The organism is Sediminibacterium sp. (assembly GCF_051860225.1).
Taxonomy (GTDB): domain Bacteria; phylum Bacteroidota; class Bacteroidia; order Chitinophagales; family Chitinophagaceae; genus Sediminibacterium.
In genome coordinates this window covers 441937-456520 of the sequence record NZ_JBHYEI010000003.1, presented here as the reverse complement: position 1 = coordinate 456520, position 14584 = coordinate 441937, and the positions used below count along the sequence as shown (strand labels likewise).

General features: G+C 37.0%; 12 protein-coding genes. 7 read left to right on the top strand and 5 right to left on the bottom strand.

The features are described 5' to 3' along the window. Positions 1–19: 19 nt before the first annotated feature. Both groL and ACTIEI_RS12585 read right to left on the bottom strand, forming a co-directional pair. Positions 20–1654, bottom strand: coding sequence for a chaperonin GroEL (gene groL, locus ACTIEI_RS12590; RefSeq protein WP_295189899.1), 1635 nt, complete (start codon positions 1652–1654; stop codon positions 20–22). A 34-nt stretch (positions 1655–1688) separates the two neighbouring features. Then, entirely contained in the window at positions 1689–1970 is a 282-nt protein-coding gene (locus ACTIEI_RS12585) for a co-chaperone GroES (RefSeq protein WP_349254898.1), read from the bottom strand. A 254-nt stretch (positions 1971–2224) separates the two neighbouring features. Between ACTIEI_RS12585 and nusB the strand changes: the two genes are divergently transcribed. From nusB to coaE, 3 genes are all read left to right on the top strand, one after another. Beyond that, the gene (gene nusB, locus ACTIEI_RS12580; protein ID WP_439506645.1) at positions 2225–3145 is read left to right on the top strand and encodes a transcription antitermination factor NusB; all 921 of its coding nucleotides are present in this window, start codon (positions 2225–2227) and stop codon (positions 3143–3145) included. Between the two features lie 37 nt (positions 3146–3182). Next, positions 3183–3521 carry a preprotein translocase subunit YajC gene (yajC, locus tag ACTIEI_RS12575; RefSeq protein ID WP_439506644.1) on the top strand — a complete coding sequence of 113 codons (339 nt, stop codon included), beginning with the start codon at positions 3183–3185 and terminating at the stop codon, positions 3519–3521. Between the two features lie 80 nt (positions 3522–3601). Further along, positions 3602–4183, top strand: a complete 582-nt coding sequence (gene coaE, locus ACTIEI_RS12570) for a dephospho-CoA kinase (protein WP_439506643.1) — start codon at positions 3602–3604, stop codon at positions 4181–4183. Here coaE and ACTIEI_RS12565 read toward each other — a convergent pair. Continuing rightward, complete coding sequence (locus ACTIEI_RS12565) at positions 4173–5123, bottom strand: class I SAM-dependent methyltransferase (RefSeq protein ID WP_439506642.1); 951 nt, start codon at positions 5121–5123, stop codon at positions 4173–4175. The genes coaE and ACTIEI_RS12565 overlap by 11 nt on opposite strands. A gap of 94 nt (positions 5124–5217) precedes the next feature. Here ACTIEI_RS12565 and ACTIEI_RS12560 point away from each other — a divergent pair, with 94 nt between their 5' ends. Next, the gene (locus tag ACTIEI_RS12560; RefSeq protein WP_439506641.1) at positions 5218–6792 is read left to right on the top strand and encodes a M14 family metallopeptidase; all 1575 of its coding nucleotides are present in this window, start codon (positions 5218–5220) and stop codon (positions 6790–6792) included. 10 nt (positions 6793–6802) lie between these two features. Next, positions 6803–8536, top strand: coding sequence for a M14 family metallopeptidase (locus ACTIEI_RS12555; RefSeq protein ID WP_439506640.1), 1734 nt, complete (start codon positions 6803–6805; stop codon positions 8534–8536). Between the two features lie 82 nt (positions 8537–8618). Here the strand turns inward: ACTIEI_RS12555 and ACTIEI_RS12550 are convergent, their stop codons facing one another. Beyond that, positions 8619–9809 carry a pyridoxal phosphate-dependent aminotransferase gene (locus ACTIEI_RS12550; protein ID WP_439506639.1) on the bottom strand — a complete coding sequence of 397 codons (1191 nt, stop codon included), beginning with the start codon at positions 9807–9809 and terminating at the stop codon, positions 8619–8621. Between the two features lie 23 nt (positions 9810–9832). Then, on the bottom strand, positions 9833–11014 hold the full coding sequence (locus tag ACTIEI_RS12545; protein ID WP_439506638.1) for a serine hydrolase: 1182 nt from the start codon (positions 11012–11014) through the stop codon (positions 9833–9835). Between the two features lie 84 nt (positions 11015–11098). On the opposite strand from ACTIEI_RS12545, the gene ACTIEI_RS12540 reads away from it, so the two are divergent. Then, complete coding sequence (locus tag ACTIEI_RS12540) at positions 11099–12529, top strand: L-serine ammonia-lyase (RefSeq protein ID WP_439506637.1); 1431 nt, start codon at positions 11099–11101, stop codon at positions 12527–12529. A gap of 43 nt (positions 12530–12572) precedes the next feature. After that, on the top strand, positions 12573–14576 hold the full coding sequence (locus ACTIEI_RS12535) for an FAD-dependent oxidoreductase (RefSeq protein ID WP_439506636.1): 2004 nt from the start codon (positions 12573–12575) through the stop codon (positions 14574–14576). Positions 14577–14584: the final 8 nt, after the last annotated feature.

The window sequence follows — 14584 nt, the reverse complement described above, 5'->3', positions numbered from 1 at the left end:
ACTATTGATTGAAATAGTATTAATAACCCATTCCGCCCATATCAGGAGCACCACCGTGCGCATGAGGAGCTTCAGGCTTTGGCTTATCTGCAATCACACACTCTGTTGTTAACAACATTGCAGCAATTGAAGCAGCATTTTCTAAAGCAACACGAGTTACTTTGGTAGGATCAATTACACCTGCTTTAAACAAGTTCTCGTAAACTTCAGTACGAGCGTTGAAACCAAAATCTCCCTTGCCTTCTTTAATTTTTTGAACTACAATAGAACCTTCGATTCCGCTGTTGATTACAATTTGACGCAATGGCTCTTCAATGGCTCTTTTCACAATTTGAATACCAGTTAATTCGTCTTCGTTAGCACCTTTCAACTTCTCTAAGCTTTCTACCGCGCGAATGTAAGCAACACCACCACCTGGTACAATACCTTCTTCAACAGCAGCTCTTGTAGCATGTAAAGCATCGTCTACACGGTCTTTCTTTTCCTTCATTTCAACTTCTGTTGCAGCACCTACATAAAGAACTGCTACACCACCGCTTAATTTAGCTAAACGCTCTTGTAATTTCTCGCGATCGTAGTCTGAAGTGGTATTTTCTACCTGAGCTTTAATTTGATTTACTCTTGCAGTGATATCAGCTTTTTTACCTTTACCGCCTACAACAATGGTATTATCCTTGTCAATAGTGATAGAAGCAGCTTGGCCTAAATAAGTAAGGTCTGCATTTTCTAATTTGAAGCCTTGCTCTTCGCTAATTACAGTACCTGCAGTTAGGATCGCAATATCAGTTAACATTTCTTTTCTACGGTCACCAAAACCAGGTGCTTTAACAGCTGCCACTTTAATGGTACCACGTAATTTATTTACTACTAAAGTAGCCAATGCTTCCCCTTCTAAATCTTCAGCAATAATTACCAAAGGACGTCCGGTTTGAGCTACTTTCTCAAGAATATGTAAGATATCTTTCATAGCGCTGATCTTCTTATCGTAGATCAAAATGTATGGATTCTGCATTTCAGCTTCCATTTTTTCGCTATTGGTTACAAAATAAGGAGAGATATAACCGCGATCGAATTGCATACCTTCTACTACATCAACTGTAGTATCAGTTCCTTTCGCTTCTTCTACAGTAATTACCCCTTCTTTACCCACTTTAGCCATTGCTGTAGCAATTAACTTACCAATTTCGCTATCACTGTTTGCAGAAATGGTCGCTACTTGCTCAATCTTTTTAGAATCGTTGCCTACAGCTTGAGATTGTGCTCTTAAGCTATCCACCACTTTAGCAACAGCTTTATCAATACCACGCTTTAAATCCATTGGATTTGCACCAGCAGCAACGTTCTTTAACCCTTCGCTGATGATTGCCTGAGCCAATACAGTTGCAGTAGTAGTTCCATCACCTGCAATGTCTGCAGTTTTAGAAGCTACTTCCTTAACCATTTGAGCACCCATATTTTCAATTGCATCTTCTAATTCAATTTCTTTTGCAACAGAAACACCATCTTTAGTAACTGAAGGTGCGCCAAATTTTTTCTCAATAACCACATTACGACCTTTTGGTCCTAAGGTTACTTTAACAGCGTTGGCAAGGGTGTCAACGCCTTTCTTCATTTTATTTCTAGCTTCAATATCAAAGAAAATTTGCTTAGCCATATTTGTAGTTTTACAATTTTAGAAATGATAATAATTAAAGAATCGCCAAAAGATCACTTTCTCTCATGATCAATAAGTCTTGTCCCTCAATTTGAACTTCAGTACCTGCGTACTTGCCATACAATACAGTGTCACCTACTTTTACGGTCATTGGCTCATCTGTTTTACCTTTTCCGGCAGCAACGATTACACCACGTTGTGGCTTTTCTTTTGCAGTATCAGGGATAATGATTCCACCGGCTGTTTTTTCTTCAGCAGCAGCAGGCTTTACAAGAACTCTGTCGTGCAGAGGAGTAACGTTGATTTTCTTAGCCATACGTTATTGATTTTGGTTAGTTGTTTAAAATTTACTGAGTGATTGCTATAATTATGCCAGAGCGTCATTTCAGCCAATTTTTCAGTTATTGGTTTAAAAAACATAGTTAAAACGCTGTTGTTGACAGAATTATCATACTAAGAAAGTCAAGCCTAGTATCAAGAGTGCCAAAATTTCACCAGAATCAACAATTATCAAGTCAAAATAAACGATAAATCCCTACCTTCGCGCTGCTCAAAAAAAGTTCTTGTTTAATGATTAGCAGAAGAAATATCCGCGTAAAAGTGATGCAGTTGCTCTATATGATTGAAGCCGCGGATTCCACTAATACGTTTCAGCATCCCGTTCAAACTCTAGAGAAACAAATGGATAAAAGCAGGGAACTTTTTGTTTACCTGATTTATTTTATTGCCGAAGTAGCCCGTTATGCAGAAACTAGTGCACAAAAAAGGGCTTCCAAAAACCTTCCCAGCTCTGCAGACCTCAATGTAAATATCAAAATTGCAGGCAACGATTTCATTTGGAATCTTTTAGAAGACAAAGGGTTTCAACAATGTTTAGAAAAAGATCATCCTGAAAAATTATTAGATAAAGAATTAGTAAGTAAAGTGTATAAAGCATTAACAGAAAATGCTGTATACCAAGTTTACATTACTGAAGAGAGCAGAGACAAAGGAAAGGAAAGGGAAATTATAAAATTGATATTCAGTGAGTTAATGCTACCTAATGAGCATTTTATTTCGCATATTGAAGAGCATTTTAATAACTGGGACGACGATGCTGAAATGATGGAGCAATTGGTATTGACTTATATTCAAAAGCCAAAATCGGTTCAATTTAACGAAATCATGAGTCCTGATAAATGGGAGTTTGCAAAAACCCTATTAAAGACAGCGATCGACAAAAAAGAATATTGCGCTGAATTAATCAAACCAAAATTAAAAAATTGGGATGCCGAGCGAATTGCTCAATTAGATATGGTATTGATGCGTATGGGCTTATGTGAATTGTTGTATTTTGACACAATTCCTACCAAAGTGACCATCAATGAATATATCGACTTAGCAAAAGAATACAGTACTGCACAAAGCGGACAGTTCGTAAATGGAATTTTAGATAATATTCACAAAGAATTGGTAGCAGAAGGCAAGATTCAGAAAGTAAGTTTCAAGTAATTCCTTTTAATTTGTAAATTATTTAAACAGAGAATATATGTTATTGAACGCGTTAACTATTTTAGCTGCCGACCCTAAGCAGGGTGGTACTGTACAATTGATCATGATGGGAGCCATTATTTTGGTATTCTGGTTATTCATGATTAGACCTCAAGCAAAAAAAGCAAAAGAACAAAAGAAGTTCATAGATAATTTATCTAAGGGTGATAAAATTGTAACCATTGCTGGTATACATGGTGTAGTAAATAAAATTAACGAGGACGGTACTTTACAATTAGAAGTTACTCCTGGTAGTTATTTAAAAATTGAGAAATCTGCTTTAAGCATGGAGTGGACTGCAGCAATCAACAAGCCTGCTGTTGAAGAGAAAAAATAAATTGATTACATGGCTTTCTAGTAACAATCAATTATACCTTAATTTTATGTCCTGCAAGATTCAAACTTGCAGGATTTTTTATGCGCAGTATAGGACTTACCGGCGGAATAGGAAGTGGCAAATCAATCGTTGCAAAAATATTCAGAACACTTGGGGTTCCTGTATTAGATGCAGATGCATTGGCTAAAAAAATAATGTTGGAAAACGAAGCGGTTAAAGCGCAAATACTCGCTGCATTTGGTACTGAATCTTACAATGATCAAGGTCTCAATCGATCTTTTATTTCCAATATTGTCTTTAATGACCCATTCCAATTAGAGGTTTTAAATTCGATTGTACACCCCGCTACCATTGAAGCGGGAAAGAAATGGGCATTGGAACAAAATGCACCTTATACCATAAAAGAAGCAGCATTATTTTTTGAATCAGGCTCAGCTGATGGAATGGATTTAATTATTGGAGTATACGCCCCTGATGCGTTACGCATTCAACGGGTAATGCATAGAGACCAAACGAGTAGGGAGGAAGTCTTGAACAGAATGAAACATCAAATCAGTCAAACGATTAAAATGAAGCTTTGCGATAAAGTAATTGTAAACGACGAGCAATCTCTATTGATACCACAAGTATTGGCATTGCATAATGAATTAATTACTTTGTAATTAAATAGCACCAACGCTTTAATTTTCCTTCAAAATCAAATGGGGTAGTGGCCTTGGTAATATCTTTTATTTGGGTAGAATGTATGGATGCAGCATCCAATTGAAATCGAACAAAATTGGTACTAAAATACAATTGCCCTCCAGGAGCTAAGGCTGCTAATGCATCGTTAATCAATTCTGCATGGTCTCGCTGAATATCCAATATATCTTTCATTCGCTTGCTATTGCTAAATGTAGGTGGGTCCATGATGACCAAATCAAAACTATTGGGCTGCAAGGTTTTCAAGTATTGCTTTACATCAGCATGAATAAATTGAAAAGCTTTTTTATCCTTGAATAAGTTGATGGTCAAATTATCTTCTGCCCAAGCCAAATAGGTCTTAGACAAATCTACCGATACAACACTTGAAGCCCCACCGGCAGCAGCATACACAGAAAAAGAACCTGTGTAACAAAAAAGGTTTAATACCCGTTTATTGGTGCAGGTATCACGCACCATTTTCCTAGTAATTCGATGATCTAAAAATAAACCTGTATCTAAATAATCAGTAAGATTTACCAGAAATTTCAACCCATCTTCTAATACCGTACTATATTGTTTTTCAGTACTAATTTTTTCATACTGCTCATCTTTATGACTCATCCTTTTGCGCAGTTTAAAATTCATGCGCTCGATAGGGATGCCAACAACTTCTTCAATGATTGACTTGCATGCTTCCATCCATGCATCGTGTACTTCATCTTCCATACCATGCCTTCTTAAATATTCGGCAATGTATAATTGGTCTTCGTATAACTCAATACTAAATGGAAATTCTGGCAAATCATGATCATACACACGGTAACAAGGAATATTTTGTCTACGGGCCAATTTGCTTTTGTGTTTAAACACTTTGCTTAGCCTGTTTCTAAACATTTCAGCTTTTACCGGATCAATCATATGCTTATTTTGGCAGGTAAAGGTACAAGCCATTTATCCATATTGTAAATTTTGAAGTAGCATTTCAATTATATTTATGTCTTAAAGCTTGCACATGAAAAAAATTTTCCTGATGGCTTGTTTATTGCCTTTGATTGGGCAAATAAAAGCACAACAGTATCCAACCTTTCAAGAACAACAAAATCGGCTAACACAGTTGGCTAAGAACAATTCCAAATGGGCATCCCTTCAATCACTCGCCAAAACAGCAGGCGGTAAAGATATTTGGGTCATGACATTGGGCAGTGGTAAAACCGAAACCAAACCAGCTATTGCAGTGGTGGGCGGAGTAGAAGGCACTCATTTATTGGGCACCGAACTAGTCATTCAATTTGCAGAAAATCTATTAAAGCAAATAGATAAAGACAGCGTTCAAAAACTCTTAAACGAAAACACTTACTACTTGTTTCCGAATATGAGCCCCGATGCTATGGAGACTTATTTTAGTAAACTGCCATTTGAGCGTTTGGGCAATGCCACAAATACTGATGATGATAGAGATGGCAAAACAAATGAAGACGCTTTTGATGATTTAGACGGAAATGGAAAAATCACCATGATGCGTGTAGAAAGCCCTGTTGGAATTTATAAACTACACCCAGAAGACCCAAGAGTATTAATCAAGGCAGATATTGCAAAAGGCGAAAAAGGAAAATATTTATTGTTGTCTGAAGGAATAGATAATGATAAGGATGGGCAGTATAATGAAGATGGAGTTGGGGGAATTCATTTCAATAAAAACCTAACCTACAAGCATAAAACATTCGGAGCAGGTGCTGGAGAATTTCCAGCTAGTGAAATAGAAACAAGAGCAATCCTTGATTTCTTGTATGACGCATTCAACGTTTATGCTGTAGTGAGCTTTAATAGTTTAAATAATTTAAGTACAAATGACGATAAAGTAACAACCGTTGTTAGTGATTTGTATAATAAAACTTTGGGGGCAAAAGACGCTCCTAGAACAAATGCTGATGGAGGAGACTTCATGAGTTGGGCATACCAACATTATGGTCGTTTTAGTTTTAGTACACCAGGATGGTGGGTTCCTAAAGCCAAGCCAGATACGGCAAAGAAAGAAAAAGCATTTACAGTAGAAGATGCAACGGCTAATTATTTGAGATGGAGTGCACAGCAAGGATTAAATCATTTTACTGAATGGAAAACAGTGCAACACCCCGACTTTCCAGGACAAGTTGTTCAAGTAGGTGGTGTTGATCCCTATGTAATGATAAATCCCCCTTACAAAATGGTCAATGAAATTGCACAAAAGCATACCGATTTTTTAACCAAGTTGACTTATTTAAAACCACAAGTAGTCGTACAAAAAGTAGATACACAAAAACTAAGTAATGGCTTAACAAAAATCACTATCGATGTAGCCAATACGGGTATGCTACCTACTCATAGCAAATTTGCTGACCGTAATTATTTTGTAAAACGCTTGAAAGTTGCGTTACAATTAACGGATAAGCAACAATTGATTGGTGGCCAAAAATTAGCGTTAATCAACAATATGGAGCCGCATACGATGCAACAGTTTAGTTGGATTGTAAAGGGGACAGGAAGCATCACTGTTGAAACTGGTTCACCTGCAATAGGTTTAACTACTAAAGCCATCACGTTACAATAAAAAATCAATTATGAAAAAAATATATTCATTTATCATAGCAGTTTTGTTGAGTGCAAGCATGATGGCTCAGGACGCCAATCAGGTATTTAAAGCTGCTGGAACCCCCGTAAATCCTAAGGTTCAGGCAAGTTGGAACCGCTATTATGATCACGCAGGAATAACTGCACTTTGTAAAAAAATTGCTGCCGCTTACCCTGACTTGGCTAAATTAACTTCATTGGGTAAATCTTATGCAGGTAGGGATTTATGGTGTTTAACGATTACCGATTTCAAAAAGGGAAATGAATTACAAAAGCCTGGTATGTATATTGATGGCAATATTCACTCGAATGAAATTCAAGGTGCTGAATTTGCCTTGTACACAGCTTGGTATTTAACAGAGAGTTTTGGTGATACCAAATTCATTCAAGAATTATTAGAAGACAAAGTATTCTACATTGTTCCGAGTATTAACCCGGACGGCAGAGATAGTTATATGCACCAACCCAATACTTCCAGTTCACCTAGATCAGGAGTTAAGCCGGTTGACAATGATGGAGATGGTTTGGTAAACGAAGATTGGTATGATGATTTAGATGGCGACGGGCATATTACTATGATGCGTAGAAAAAATGTAAATGGTCGTTATAAATTAGATCCACGTGATCCTAGAAATATGGTTATGGTAGGCGCAGATGAACAGGGGGATTACGAACTCCTTGGAATGGAAGGCATTGATAATGATGGTGATGGCCGTGTAAACGAAGATGGCTATGCTTTTGAATACGATCCAAATAGAGATTGGGGTTGGGGATGGCAACCAAACTACATTCAGAACGGCGCCTATAAATATCCGTTCTCTATTCCAGAAAATAGAGCAGTCATGGAGTTTGTGATGAAACACCCGAATATTGCTGCAGCGCAGTCTTACCACAATGCAGGTGGAATGATTTTAAGAGGACCTGGCGCTTCTGCAGATGTGACCACTTACAATTCTCAAGATGTAGCCATTTACGATGCGATTGCAAAAAAAGGTGAGGAGTTAATGCCTGGCTATAAATACTTAATAGTTTATAAAGATTTGTATTCTGCCTATGGCGGAGAATTGGATTGGTTTTATGCTGGTAGAGGCATTTACACCTATTCAAATGAATTGTGGACTCCGTATTTAATGTTCATGAAAGAAAGTACTAGAAGTCCTTTTGACAATAGCTCCTATAATTTTGATAAATATTTATTGTTTAAAGATGGATTTGTTGATTGGAAAGAATACGATCATCCACAATATGGCAAAGTAGAAATTGGCGGATTTAAAAAGAACTTTGGCCGAGCACATCCGGGATTTTTATTAGAGTCTGATGCGCATAGAAATATGGCATTCAGTATTTATCATAGTTACCATACACCTAAACTATCTGTTTCAGAAGTGAAAGAAAAGGATTTAGGTGGTGGATTAACAGAAGTAACTGCTGTAATTGCCAATGAGAGATTAATGCCTACGCACAGTAGTCAAGACGTGAAGAATAAGATAGAAAGACCCGATTACATTACATTAAGCACTTCAGCTAAAATTGTAGCAGGAATGATTATGACAGACAAAGACTTGAATCTTTCTAAAATTCAAAACAACAATCCTGGTACCATTGAAATAGACAATATACCTGGATTGGGAACGGTTACTGTTAAATGGATTGTGGAAGGAAAGGGGAAATACACAGTAAATGTAGACAGTAAAAAAGGAGGAATTGCTAGCGCTTCAAAATAAAGACTCTTTAAAAAGAACGCCCACTTATCAATTGAAAAGGCTGGCACTTTAAAAGTACCAGCCTTTTCAATTTTAAAAAACTTTAAGAAAGTTTACTGAGCGAATCGGCTATTCTAGCCCAAGCTTTTTCAATATTAGGCATACTATTGGCAAATGAAAAACGAACACAATTAGGTTCTCCAAATGCATCTCCCATAACTGAACTAACATGGGCGGTATTCAATAAATACATGCTAAAATCAGCTGCATTTTTAATAGTTTCTGTACCATTTGATTTACCAAAATAGTAACTCACATCTGGAAATACATAGAATGCGCCTTCTGGGGCAAAGCATTTGAACCCAGGAATAGCATTCACCAATTCCAAGGTTTTCGTTCTCCTTCTAGTAAACTCTTCTGTCATTTCAATAGATGGTTTCAAATCTCCTGTAAGCGCTGCCACCGCTGCTTTTTGTGCAATAGAGCAAGTTCCACTAGTAAACTGTCCTTGTAATTTCTCACAAGCTTTTGAGATGGATGTATTTGCAGCAATGTAGCCTAAGCGCCAACCAGTCATGGCAAATCCTTTACTTAATCCATTAATAATAACTACCTGATCTTTTATGCTATCAAATTGAGCAATGCTCTCGTGTTTTCCCATGAAATTGATGTACTCATAAATTTCATCTGAAAGTATAATAATCTCAGGATGCTTCTCAAATACTTTGACCAATGCAGCCAACTCCTCTTTACTATACACCGCTCCTGAAGGATTACAAGGTGAAGAAAACATAAAGACCTTGGTCTTTGGTGTTATGGCTGCTTCTAGTTCTGCCGGAGTTGTTTTGAATTTATTTTCGACTGTAGTTCTAATTTCCACTACTTTTCCACGAGCAATTTTTACCAACTCAGAATAAGTAACCCAATATGGAGTGGGTATAATCACTTCGTCGTCTTCATCCACTAAGGCTAATATGGAGTTAGCCAAACTTTGCTTAGCTCCAGTAGACACCACTATATGCTCAGGCTTATAGTCTAAGTTATTATCCCGTTTTAATTTAGTACAAACGGCTTCTCTTAAATCTAAGAAACCGGGCACTGGAGTATAATGACTCCAGTTGTCGTTAATTGCTTTAATTGCTGCATCTTTAATATGCTGAGGTGTATCAAAATCGGGCTCACCCAAACTAAGATCAATTACATCAATTCCTTGAGCACGCAATTCACGACCTAGTTTGGCCATTTTCAGTGTTTCAGGCTCACTAAACCTGTTTAATAGAGAAGACAATTCCATTCAAAAAAATTTAAGATGACAATTTACTTAATTATGGGCAATTTGCCCTTGCGCTTTAATTCATGTTGATAAATTACAATCCCTAAATCGCGCATAAAAGGAAAGCCTAATGCATCGTATTCGTATTGATCATCGTTGTAAATGCCATCGTTGTTGCAGGAAATAACAGCACTAAGCATGAATTCAATATTATTTGCAGGATCTGTTATGTAGGCAATATCTAATAAAAAACCATAAGCATCTCCTACTTTATTATAAATTTTCACATTGGGATACAAGGTTTTTCTTTCAGAACCTTGTAATAGAAATTTGCAATAAGTATCATAATAATAACTTGAATCATAAGAGGGAGACTCCGATTCACGGGGATAGCTGCTCATGTATTTTTTTACAAAAGCATAATCGTCTTCGGTTAAGTTAAATCGTTTTTTCCTAGGAAACTGCTCAGGGAAAATAACAGATTGCAAAATATGGTGTAGGTCATGTAAATAAATTCTATTCTTGTTTAAAAAAGAAAATGGTTCATTGATAATTTTTCCATCTCTCATATAACCCTTCCCCAACAATACATTGGTAGCTTCAAAAACTGCATTGCTTTTAATCGCAGGTTGCTCATAAATTAAATTACCAGCAGTGTCATAAAATTTTACTGGGTTGGTAATGGCCTGTTGTTCAACTGTACGATTCAATTGAAGTCTATGCCGAATTATCGCATCGGGATAGCCTTTCTCTTTTAGTTTACGCTGAATATATTCTTGACCTAAAAATTCATACAAGCGATTGAAGGCATCGTTGTCGCTGACTAAAAAAATTTGCTTGATATAATTTTCAATAGTGGGTGCACCATCATTTGCATTGGGTTGATTATAAACGTGGTCTTGCGCAACTGCTGCACTATCTGTAATCATGATGCTACTTCGGGTGAGCCCTTTAATGCCAAGTTCATTGATTTTTTCTAAAGCTAACAACGCAATAGGCATTTTTACCGTACTTGCTGGATAGAAATACTCCTGATTATTCAAACGATAACTAAACTCTTTAAATAAGGGTTTATTTCTTTTATTTCTATTGATTTGAGTATATATAATTTGTACCCTAAAACTATCTGGGTTACTGGTAATTCTATTGAAAAAAGTAGGATTATTGTTTAAAGCTTGATGAAGTGGATTATTGGAAGTAAGATCCAATGGCTGGGCATAGGACATAATTAATTGGGAACATGTCAATATTAGAAAAAAGAGATGCTTCATTTACCAAACTTAATGAAAATTGATAATTAACTTTACCAAATGCCACATGAAGCAATTTCTGTATTTGATATGTTTAAAATAGGGGTAGGACCTTCTAGTTCGCATACCCTAGGGCCTTGGCGCGCTGCACTACGTTGTTTAGAAAGCTTGACAAAGCAAAATCCCATTGCAACTGTTAAAGCAGTCACTGTATTGTTATATGGTTCTTTAGCCAAAACGGGAAAGGGGCACGGAACAGATATAGCTGTGCTAATGGGTTTAATGAAAGAAGACCCTGTAACGATTGATGTTAATAGCATTAACCCTAAAATTGCCCAGATTAAATCAACCCATACTTTATTACTAGGAGGCGAACATGCCATTCCATTCGATTTTAAAGAAGATTTGGTTTTCTTAACCAATGAATCCTTGCCTTTTCATCCAAATGGTTTGAGTTTTTTAATTACATTAAACAACGGAGCACAATTTAGCGAAACATACTTTTCAATTGGTGGTGGATTTGTAGTAAAAGAAGGTGAATCATCGGCTGGAAATAATGATAGTGTAGAGCTCCCTTTTCCAACAAATAATGCAGCGGATATTTTACATTGGTGTAGAAAAACCGGTATGGCCATTCATGAAATGGTTTTAGAAAATGAGACCAGTTGGCGTTCTGAAGCAGAAACCAAAAATGGCGTCCTTGCTATATGGCATGCTATGCGTGACTGCACCTACAGGGGTTGTCATTCAAAAGGAGAGTTACCAGGTGGCCTACAAGTGAGAAGAAGAGCATTTGAACTAAATAAAAAACTCATCAACAAACAACCTTACAATAATTATGAAGAATGGCTAAAGGCCATTCGTAATGGAGGACATTCCTTCAATTACATTTTAGATTGGGTAAGTTGTTTTGCATTAGCAGTAAATGAAGAAAATGCTTCATTTGGCAGAGTAGTAACTGCTCCAACTAACGGTGCTGCAGGTGTTATTCCAGCTGTATTACAGTATTATATTGCTTTTAGTGAAGGGGGAACTGAAGAAAAAATCATTCAATTTTTGTTAACTGCATCTGAAATAGGATCCATCTTTAAAAAAGGAGCTACTATTTCAGCAGCAATGGGTGGTTGTCAAGCAGAAATTGGCGTATCATCAGCTATGGCAGCAGGTGCCCTCACCGAATGTATGGGAGGTACCCAACAACAAACATTGATGGCTGCAGAAATAGCAATGGAACACCACTTAGGACTCACTTGCGACCCTATTGGTGGTTTGGTACAAATCCCTTGTATTGAGAGAAATACGATGGGTGCTATCAAAGCAATTACTGCTTCTCAATTGGCATTACAAAGTACACCTGATTTTGCATTAGTGAGCTTAGACAAAGTAATTGCGACCATGTGGAATACAGCACTAGATATGAACAGTAAATATAAAGAAACTGCAGATGGGGGATTAGCCGTTCAGGTTCCTTTAGGTTTAAGCGAGTGTTGAGAGAAATTATGGGATTTGAATAATCAATTATGAAATAAGAATCATGAATTACCCACATTTATTTGAGCCCTTAGATTTAGGTTTTACAACACTAAAGAATAGGATCCTGATGGGATCGATGCACACTGGTTTAGAAGAAAGTAAAAATGGTTTTGCCAAACAAGCAGCCTATTTTGCCGAGAGAGCCAAGGGTGGGGTTGGATTGATAGTAACTGGTGGGGTAGCCCCTAATAGAGCAGGATGGACATCTCCTTTTGGAAGTAAACTGTCCACAAGATCAGAAGCTAAACAACATCGATTAATTACAGAAGCCGTGCATGCAGAAGGGGGCAAAATATGCATGCAAATTTTACATACAGGCAGGTATGGCTATCATCCCATATGTGTTGCCCCATCTGCTATTAAATCTCCCATTTCTCCTTTCAAACCTTGGAAACTAAGCAGTGGTGGAATAAAGCGCACCATCAATGATTTTGTAAACTGTGCAAAATTGGCTCAAGAAGCTGGATACGATGGTGTTGAAATTATGGGGTCTGAAGGATATTTGATCAATCAATTTATCGTTTCAAAAACCAATCAAAGAACGGATGAATGGGGAGGATCTTATGAAAACAGAATTAAATTTCCGATAGAAATAGTTCGCCAAACTAGAGAAGCAGTTGGTAAAAATTTCATCATCATTTATAGATTGTCGATGTTGGATTTGGTGGAAGATGGCTCTAGTTGGGAAGAAGTAGAACAGTTGGCAAAAGCCATTGAAAAAGCAGGGGCTACTCTTATTAATACAGGAATAGGTTGGCATGAAGCAAGGGTTCCTACCATTGCAACCATGGTTCCGAGGGGAGGATTTAGTTGGGTTACCAAAAGATTGATGGGTAAATTATCTATTCCATTAATTACTACCAACAGAATCAATATGCCCGATGTGGCTGAAAAAATTTTAGCAGATGGTCATGCCAATATGGTTTCGATGGCCAGACCTTTTTTAGCAGATCCTGAATTTCCTAAAAAGGCCTTTGAAGGAAGAACTGATGAAATCAATACTTGCATTGCCTGTAATCAAGCTTGTTTAGATCATGTATTCGAAAGAAAAACAGCCAGTTGTTTAGTGAACCCTAGAGCATGTAAAGAATTATCAACAATCGTTTTACCAGCAACAACTAAAAAGAAAATTGCAGTTGTAGGAGCAGGGCCTGCAGGGCTTTCCGCATCCGTTACTTTGGCGCAACGCGGACATGAAGTGCATTTGTATGAAGCACAATCGGTAATTGGAGGGCAGTTTAATATTGCTAAAGAAATCTCTGGTAAAGAAGAATTTATAGAAACATTGCGATACTATAAAAAGCAGATGGAATTGCATAAAGTACAAATTCATTTGAATAGTGTTTTTAAAGAAGAGCAAGCAACTGATTTTGATGAAGTAGTTGTTTCAACAGGTGTGAGCGGTAGAACTTTAACCATTGAAGGAATAAATGATCCGAAAGTATTGACCTATACAGATGTTGTACTGCATAAAAAACCAGTAGGTAAAAAAGTGGCCATTATAGGAGCTGGCGGAATTGGTTTTGATGTTGCCGAATTTTTAACCAATGAAGAAAGTAATACCATTCCAACATTTATGGCAGAATGGGGGGTAGATATGAATTATACGGTAAGAGGTGCATTACAAAAAAACCATTCAACAAAATCTCCAAGAGAAGTTTATTTATTACAACGTTCAAAAGGCAAGCTGGGAGAGGGTTTAGGTAAAACAACCGGATGGATTCATCGTGCAGCATTAAAGATGAAAAAAGTGAAAATGATTGCAGAAGTAAGTTATGAAAAAATAGACCAGGATGGATTTCACATTAAGGTTGCAGGTGTCCCACAAGTGCTTGATGTAGACAATGTTGTTATTTGTGCAGGCCAGGTTTCTAATAACCAATTGTATCATTCTTTAAAAGTAAATCATACCAATGTCCATTTAATTGGAGGAGCGTTAGAAGCCGGAGATCTAGATGCAAAAAGAGCAATTGAACAAGGTTATCAAGTAGGAATTCGTTTATAAAAAACAAA

Excerpts from the sequence above, each read along its gene's own strand:
- nusB (WP_439506645.1), top strand. The coding sequence starts at position 2,225 with ATGATTAGCAGAAGAAATATCCGCGTAAAAGTGATGCAGTTGCTCTAT.
- ACTIEI_RS12560 (WP_439506641.1), top strand. The coding sequence starts at position 5,218 with ATGAAAAAAATTTTCCTGATGGCTTGTTTATTGCCTTTGATTGGGCAA.
- groL (WP_295189899.1), bottom strand. The coding sequence starts at position 1,654 with ATGGCTAAGCAAATTTTCTTTGATATTGAAGCTAGAAATAAAATGAAG.
- ACTIEI_RS12565 (WP_439506642.1), bottom strand. The coding sequence starts at position 5,123 with ATGATTGATCCGGTAAAAGCTGAAATGTTTAGAAACAGGCTAAGCAAA.
- ACTIEI_RS12540 (WP_439506637.1), top strand. The coding sequence starts at position 11,099 with ATGCCACATGAAGCAATTTCTGTATTTGATATGTTTAAAATAGGGGTA.
- ACTIEI_RS12555 (WP_439506640.1), top strand. The coding sequence starts at position 6,803 with ATGAAAAAAATATATTCATTTATCATAGCAGTTTTGTTGAGTGCAAGC.
- ACTIEI_RS12550 (WP_439506639.1), bottom strand. The coding sequence starts at position 9,809 with ATGGAATTGTCTTCTCTATTAAACAGGTTTAGTGAGCCTGAAACACTG.
- ACTIEI_RS12535 (WP_439506636.1), top strand. The coding sequence starts at position 12,573 with ATGAATTACCCACATTTATTTGAGCCCTTAGATTTAGGTTTTACAACA.
- ACTIEI_RS12585 (WP_349254898.1), bottom strand. The coding sequence starts at position 1,970 with ATGGCTAAGAAAATCAACGTTACTCCTCTGCACGACAGAGTTCTTGTA.
- yajC (WP_439506644.1), top strand. The coding sequence starts at position 3,183 with ATGTTATTGAACGCGTTAACTATTTTAGCTGCCGACCCTAAGCAGGGT.
- ACTIEI_RS12545 (WP_439506638.1), bottom strand. The coding sequence starts at position 11,014 with ATGTCCTATGCCCAGCCATTGGATCTTACTTCCAATAATCCACTTCAT.
- coaE (WP_439506643.1), top strand. The coding sequence starts at position 3,602 with ATGCGCAGTATAGGACTTACCGGCGGAATAGGAAGTGGCAAATCAATC.